The following is a 6,148-nucleotide window of genomic DNA, read 5'->3' on the forward strand; positions in this document are numbered from 1 at the left end:
CCCCGCCGCCCGGTTACGGCCAGCCGACCCCGCCTCCGGGGTACGGCCAGCCGACTCCGCCCCCCGGTTACGGTCAGCAGCCGCCCTTCGGGCAGGTCCCGGGACAGCAGGCGTACGGCGTCCCGCAGGGCGCTCCCCAGGGTGGTGCCGGTGTCGGGGCCGCTCTGCAGAAGTTCAAGGAGACGCCCACCGGGCAGCGCTGGACTCTGCAGAACAGCAAGCTGGTCCGCGTCGACCTCGGTGTCGGCGGCCAGCCGGTGCTCGCGCGTCAGGGCAGCATGGTGCTCTACCAGGGCAAGGTCGACTTCGGCTACAAGGGCGCCGGCATCATGGGCCGGGTGGTGGGCAACGCGACCGGCCAGGAGATGCAGCTGATGCGCTGTACCGGCCAGGGGCAGGTGTTCCTCGCCGAGCAGGCCACCTATCTGCACCCCGTCGAACTGCAGGGCGACGCGATCTGCGTGTCCGCCGAGAACGTCCTCGCCTTCGACGAGGGCCTCCAGTACGAGGTCCGCCGGATCGAGGGACACGGCATCCCCGGGGGCGCGCTGTTCACGATGCAGTTCCAGGGCACCGGCACGCTCGTCGTCAAGACGCACGGCACGCCCGTGGTGCTGCCGGTCACGCCCACCACGTTCGCCGACGCCAACGCCGTGGTCGCATGGTCGGCCGCCGCCCAGGTGATCGTCTCCAGCCAGGTCCGGATGCGGCGCAACGCCTATCCGGGCGACACGGGGGAGAGCGTCAACCTGCAGTTCCGGGGCGCCCCCGGCAACTTCATCGTCGTCCAGCCGTACGAGGTCTGAGGGAGCCCGTCATGAACCAGCCGCTCGCGGGCTTCGCCCCCGCACCCGTCACCGCCCGTATGGACACCCACGGCGACCACATGCTCAAGGTCGCCATGCAGACCGGACAGGACCTCTTCGCGCGCGTGGGCTCGATGATCGCCTACGAGGGCTTCATCCAGTACGAGCCCAACCCGCCGGCCGTGCGCCAGATCGCCCGGGACTGGATCACCGGCGAGGGCGCGCCCCTGATGAAGTGCTCCGGCGACGGACTGCTCTACCTCGCCGACTACGGCGCCAACGTCGTCGTCATCAACCTCAACGGCGACGGCATCTCCGTCAACGCCACCAACCTGCTCGCCTTCGACGCCCACCTCACCTGGGGCGTGGAGCGGGTCAAGGGGCTCGCGAAGTTCGCAGGTCAGGGCCTGTGGAACACCAAGATCTCCGGGCAGGGCTGGGTCGCGCTGACCTCCCGGGGCAAGCCGATCGTCGTCGACTGCGGCGGCGGCGAGGACGAGACGTACGTCGACCCGGACGCGCTCGTCGCCTGGTCCCCGAACCTCAGGGTGAAGGGCAAGCGCAGCTTCAAGGCGCAGTCTCTGATCGGCCGCGGCAGCGGCGAGGCCTACCAGATGGCCTTCTCCGGTCAGGGCATCGTCGTCGTCCAGCCCAGCGAGGACAGCACCGACCGCCTGCGGTTCCGGGGCTGAGGGGGAGCCAGAAACGCCATGCAGAGTCCGCTTTTCGCCTTCAACGACTCGCAGTCCCAGGAGCGCTACAGCCTGCAGAACAAGCAGCTGCTGCGCGTCGCCCTGCAGGGCCACGACGACATCCTCGCCCGCAAGGGCACCATGGTCGCCTACCAGGGGCTCGTCGAGTTCGACGCCGAGTACCAGAGCAACCAGCAGGCACGCGCGCGTGCCTACACCGGCGAGGGCCTGAGCCTGATGCGCTGCCACGGGCAGGGCACGGTCTACTTCGCCAACCTCGCCCAGCACATCCATGTGGTGGACGTCGAGCAGGACGGTCTCACCGTCGACAGCGGCTACGTCCTCGCGATGGACTCCTCGCTTCACCACGAGGTCATCGCCGTCGACAGCCTCTACGGCATCTCCGGCTCGGGGAAGTACCAGCTGAACATCACCGGCCGCGGCAAGGTCGCCCTGATGACCTCAGGGGCGCCCCTGATGATGCAGGTGACGCCCGACAAGTACGTCAACTGCGACGCCGACGCCATCGTCGCCTGGTCGACCGGGCTGCGGGTGCAGATGCAGGCCCAGACGCACTCCTCCGGGGTGTGGCGGCGCCGCGGCAACACCGGTGAGGGCTGGGAGCTCAGCTTCATGGGCAGCGGCTTCGCGCTGGTCCAGCCGAGCGAGCTGCTGCCGCCGCAGAACGCGCAGATCGGGCAGGGCCTCGCCGCGCAGTACGGCATGGGGCAGCACGGAGTGCGCGCGCAGAACCAGGGGAACGTCTGGAGCTGAGCGTCCAGGAAGCAGACGTAAGGGGCGCCCGCCATAGCGGGCGCCCCTTACACGTTCACAGCCTGGCGCGCGTCGCCTCGAGCAGACGTACGACGGACTCGTCGGCGACGTCCGCGACCTCGCCGTACGGGAACCATCTGACGTCCAGGGACTCGTCGCTGATCGTGACGTCCGCGTCCGAAGGTGCCAGGACGGCGTACTGCACGTCGAAGTGCCAGTGACACGGCGCCGGGATGGGGTGCCGGTCCAGGCGGACCGGGCCGCCCGGCAGCAGCGTCAGCCCGGTGACACCGGACTCCTCCGTCGCCTCCCGCAGGGCCGCCGCCTCCAGTGACGGGTCCTGCGGCTCGCAGTGGCCGCCCATCTGCAGCCACATCCGCAGCTTGCGGTGCAGCGTCAGCAGGACGCGCTCGCGCGAGGGGTCGATCACCAGGGCGCTCGCCGTGATGTGACCCGCGTGGCACGCCTTCCACAGGCCGTCCGGGTGAGCGGCCAGATGATCCAGATATGCCTGGCGCAGCTCTTCCTGGTCCTCATACCCCTTCAGGACGAGGACCGCGTCGTCGTACAGGCTCACTCGGAGTCGTCGTCCTTCTTCAGGTCCGGCTTCCCGGCGGAGCCGTCCGCCGCCTCGCCCAGCATCTTGTCCAGCTCGGAGAAGTCCAGCTGCTCGCGGTGGACGAAGCCGTCCGGGTCGTCCAGGTCGGACGCCGTGGGCAGCATGTCCGGGTGGGACCACAGGGCGTCGCGGCCGTCCACCCCGCGCGCGTCGGTGAGCGAGGCCCACAGCCGGGAGGCGTCCCGCAGCCGGCGCGGACGCAGCTCCAGGCCGATCAGCGTGGCGAACGTCTGCTCGGCCGGGCCGCCCGTCGCACGGCGGCGGCGCAGGGTCTCCCGCAGGGCGTCGGCGGACGACAGGCGCGGCTTCGCGGCCGCGTGCACCACCGCGTCCACCCAGCCCTCGACGAGCGCCAGAGCCGTCTCCAGACGGGCCAGGGCCGCCTTCTGCTCGGGCGTGTCCTCCGGCTGGAACATGCCCTGCTGGAGGGCGTCCTGCAACTGCTCCGGGTTCTGCGGGTCGAACTGGCCGACCACGTCCTCGAGCTTGGCCGTGTCGACCTTGATCCCGCGCGCGTACCCGTCGACGGCCCCGAACAGATGTCCGCGCAGCCACGGCACGTGCGCGAAGAGGCGCTGGTGGGCGGCCTCGCGCAGGGCGAGATACAGCCGCACCTCCTCCTTGGGCACGCCCAGGTCCTTGCCGAACGACTCGATGTTCACCGGCAGCAGGGCCGCCTTGCCGGCCGGGCCGAGCGGCAGGCCGACATCGGTGGAGCCCACGACCTCGCCCGCGAGCACGCCGACGGCCTGCCCGATCTGCGTGCCGAACATGGCGCCGCCCATCGAGCGCATCATGCCGATCAGCGGGCCCGCCATGGCCTGCATCTCCTCCGGCAGGACGTCGCCCATGGCCGCGCCCACGCGCTCGGCGACCGGGTCGACGAGCTCCTTCCAGGCCGGCAGGGTCGCCTCGACCCACTCCGCGCGCGACCAGGCCACCGCGGTGCCGGCGCCGGACGGCAGGGACGTCGCGTCGTCCAGCCACAGGTCGGCGAGACGGACGGCCTCCTGGACGGCGTTGCGCTCGGCGGGGCCGACGCTCGTGTCCTTCACGCCGTCCGCGGTGCCCTGGGAGACGGTCTGGCGGGCGATCTGCTTGGCCATGTCCCAGTTCACCGGGCCGCCCTCGTACGAGAGCATCTGGCCCAGCTGCTGGAAGGCGGCGCCCAGGTCGGTGGGGTTCAGCGAACCGAACATGGCAGCGAGCGGATTGTCCGCACCGGGGCCGCCAAAGCCCCCGGCGCCGGGCAGCCCGCCGAAACCGAACGGGTTGGCCGGGCCCTGACCACCGCCGCTCTCCTGGTCCTTCTTCTTGCCCTCGTCGCCGTCTTCCGGCTCCTCCGGCGGAAGGCCGAATCCGAATGGGGTGTCACTCACGGGATTCCTCGGCTGGTAAGGCCGCCGGTTGTCTCCGACGGCACGACTGCCCGATAACACCACCCAGCGTAGACACCATGGGCGGTTCGGGCCTCGGTGCTTCGCCGACTCTTGGCCTGCGGCAGGATGGATGCCACCTGGTACGGACGCCTCATGCGCGTTCGTACTGAAGACAACCGCTGGAGACGCCCGGTGAGTTCCCCAGATCCACAGGTTCGCGCAGCGCGAAACGAGTCAACCCCGCCGACCGTACGCGGACCCGTCGTCGCGGTCACCGGTGCCGCGTCCGGTATCGGGGCGCTGCTCACCGAGCGGCTCGCCGCATCGGAGGAGATCAAGCAGGTCGTCGCCATAGACGAGCGGCGCGGGGAGTGCGCGGCGGCGCAGTGGCACATCCTGGACGTGCGGGACCCGGCCATCGCGGACAAGCTGCGCGGCGCGGACGCCGTGGTGCATCTGGCGCTCGACCTCGACCTGGAGAGCGATCCCGCCGCCCGGACGGCGTACAACGTCCGGGGGACGCAGACCGTGCTCACCGCCGCGGCGGCGGCCGGTGTCCACCGGGTCGTGCTGTGCACCTCCGCGATGGTGTACGGCGCGCTGGAGGACAACGAGCTGCCGCTGTCGGAGGACGCGGAGCTGCGGGCCACCGCCGAGGCCACCGGTGTGGGCGACCTCCTGGAGATCGAGCGGCTCGCGCGGCGCGCGCCACGCGCGCATCCCGGGCTCAATGTCACCGTGGTGCGGCCCGCGGTGCTGGTGGGCGGGACCGACACCGCGTTGACGCGGTACTTCGAGTCGCCGCGGCTGCTCGTCGTCGCCGGGTCGCGGCCCGCGTGGCAGTTCTGCCACGTCGAGGACCTCTGCAGCGCCCTGGAGTACGCCGTCCTGGAGAAGGTGGACGGGGAACTCGCCGTGGGGTGCGACGGGTGGCTGGAGCAGGAGGAGGTCGAGGAGCTCAGCGGGATCCGGCGGATGGAGCTGCCCTCCGCGGTGGCGCTGGGCGCCGCGGCCCGGCTGCACCGGATCGGGCTGACGCCGTCACCGGCGGGGGATCTGGCGTACACGATGTACCCGTGGGTGGTGAGCGGGAGCCGGCTGCACGACGCCGGGTGGCGGCCGCAGTGGACCAACGAGGAGGTGCTCGCGGAGCTGCTGGAGGAGGTCTCCGGCCGGCACACGGTCGCCGGGCGGCGGCTCGGGCGCAAGGACGCGACGGCGGCGGGTGCCGCGGGCGCGACCGTGGCGCTGCTGGGCGCGGCGGCGGTGGTGCGGCGGGCCCGCAAGGCGCGGCGGCGGATCTGAGCCGGTCCCGGGGCTGTAGGAGGCTCCAAGAGCGCACGCGCGTGTGCCTGGTGAACCTCGTATTCCTCGCCGTCACACGCGTGAGGCACGATGGACGTATGGCACCCACTTACGACCATCCCGGTGAGCGGGCCGCGGGCGACCCCGTCAAGCTCATCGGCATCCGGGAGACCCCGCTCTCCGTCGACGAGGTCTTCCGGGCCGTCGGCGACGACGCCGCCGGTGGCACGGCGCTGTTCGTGGGCACCGTGCGAAACCACGACGGGGGCGCCGACGTCGACCGGCTCGGGTATTCGTGCCATCCGAGCGCCGAGGCCGAGATGCGGCGGATCGCCGAGAAGGTCGTCGCGGAGTATCCGGTGCGGGCGCTCGCCGCCGTACACCGGGTCGGTGACCTCCGCGTGGGTGACCTCGCCGTCGTTGTCGCCGTTTCGTGCCCGCACCGGGGCGAGGCCTTCGACGCCTGCCGCAAGCTGATCGACGACCTCAAGCACGAGGTGCCGATCTGGAAGCACCAGACCTTCTCGGACGGCACGGACGAATGGGTCGGCGCGTAGCGCCGTCGTTGAGGGG

At 71.3% G+C, this 6,148-nt stretch carries 7 protein-coding genes; 5 read left to right on the forward strand and 2 right to left on the reverse strand.

What is annotated here, in order from left to right:
* From GRC12_RS40780 to GRC12_RS40790, 3 genes are all read left to right on the forward strand, one after another.
* Window positions 1-806 (forward strand): AIM24 family protein (locus GRC12_RS40780; RefSeq protein ID WP_208785497.1); only part of this gene is annotated, 806 nt, incomplete at its 5' end.
* An 11-nt stretch (window positions 807-817) separates the two neighbouring features.
* Window positions 818-1,498, forward strand: a complete 681-nt coding sequence (locus GRC12_RS40785; RefSeq protein WP_133044525.1) for an AIM24 family protein — start codon at window positions 818-820, stop codon at window positions 1,496-1,498.
* Between the two features lie 18 nt (window positions 1,499-1,516).
* Window positions 1,517-2,272, forward strand: a complete 756-nt coding sequence (locus tag GRC12_RS40790; RefSeq protein WP_133044526.1) for an AIM24 family protein — start codon at window positions 1,517-1,519, stop codon at window positions 2,270-2,272.
* A gap of 55 nt (window positions 2,273-2,327) precedes the next feature.
* Here the strand turns inward: GRC12_RS40790 and GRC12_RS40795 are convergent, their stop codons facing one another.
* On the reverse strand, window positions 2,328-2,849 hold the full coding sequence (locus GRC12_RS40795) for an NUDIX hydrolase (RefSeq protein ID WP_208785498.1): 522 nt from the start codon (window positions 2,847-2,849) through the stop codon (window positions 2,328-2,330).
* Window positions 2,846-4,270, reverse strand: a complete 1,425-nt coding sequence (locus GRC12_RS40800) for a zinc-dependent metalloprotease (protein WP_208785499.1) — start codon at window positions 4,268-4,270, stop codon at window positions 2,846-2,848. Before GRC12_RS40800 ends, GRC12_RS40795 begins: the two co-directional genes overlap by 4 nt.
* A 192-nt stretch (window positions 4,271-4,462) precedes the next feature.
* Between GRC12_RS40800 and GRC12_RS40805 the strand changes: the two genes are divergently transcribed.
* Window positions 4,463-5,575, forward strand: coding sequence for an SDR family oxidoreductase (locus GRC12_RS40805; RefSeq protein ID WP_208785500.1), 1,113 nt, complete (start codon window positions 4,463-4,465; stop codon window positions 5,573-5,575).
* Window positions 5,576-5,673: 98 nt separating this feature from the next.
* Entirely contained in the window at window positions 5,674-6,132 is a 459-nt protein-coding gene (locus GRC12_RS40810; RefSeq protein ID WP_133044530.1) for a molybdenum cofactor biosynthesis protein MoaE, read from the forward strand.
* Window positions 6,133-6,148 lie beyond the last annotated feature (16 nt).

Source organism: Streptomyces griseorubiginosus (genome assembly GCF_017614965.1).
In the GTDB taxonomy this organism is placed as follows: domain Bacteria; phylum Actinomycetota; class Actinomycetes; order Streptomycetales; family Streptomycetaceae; genus Streptomyces; species Streptomyces griseorubiginosus_B.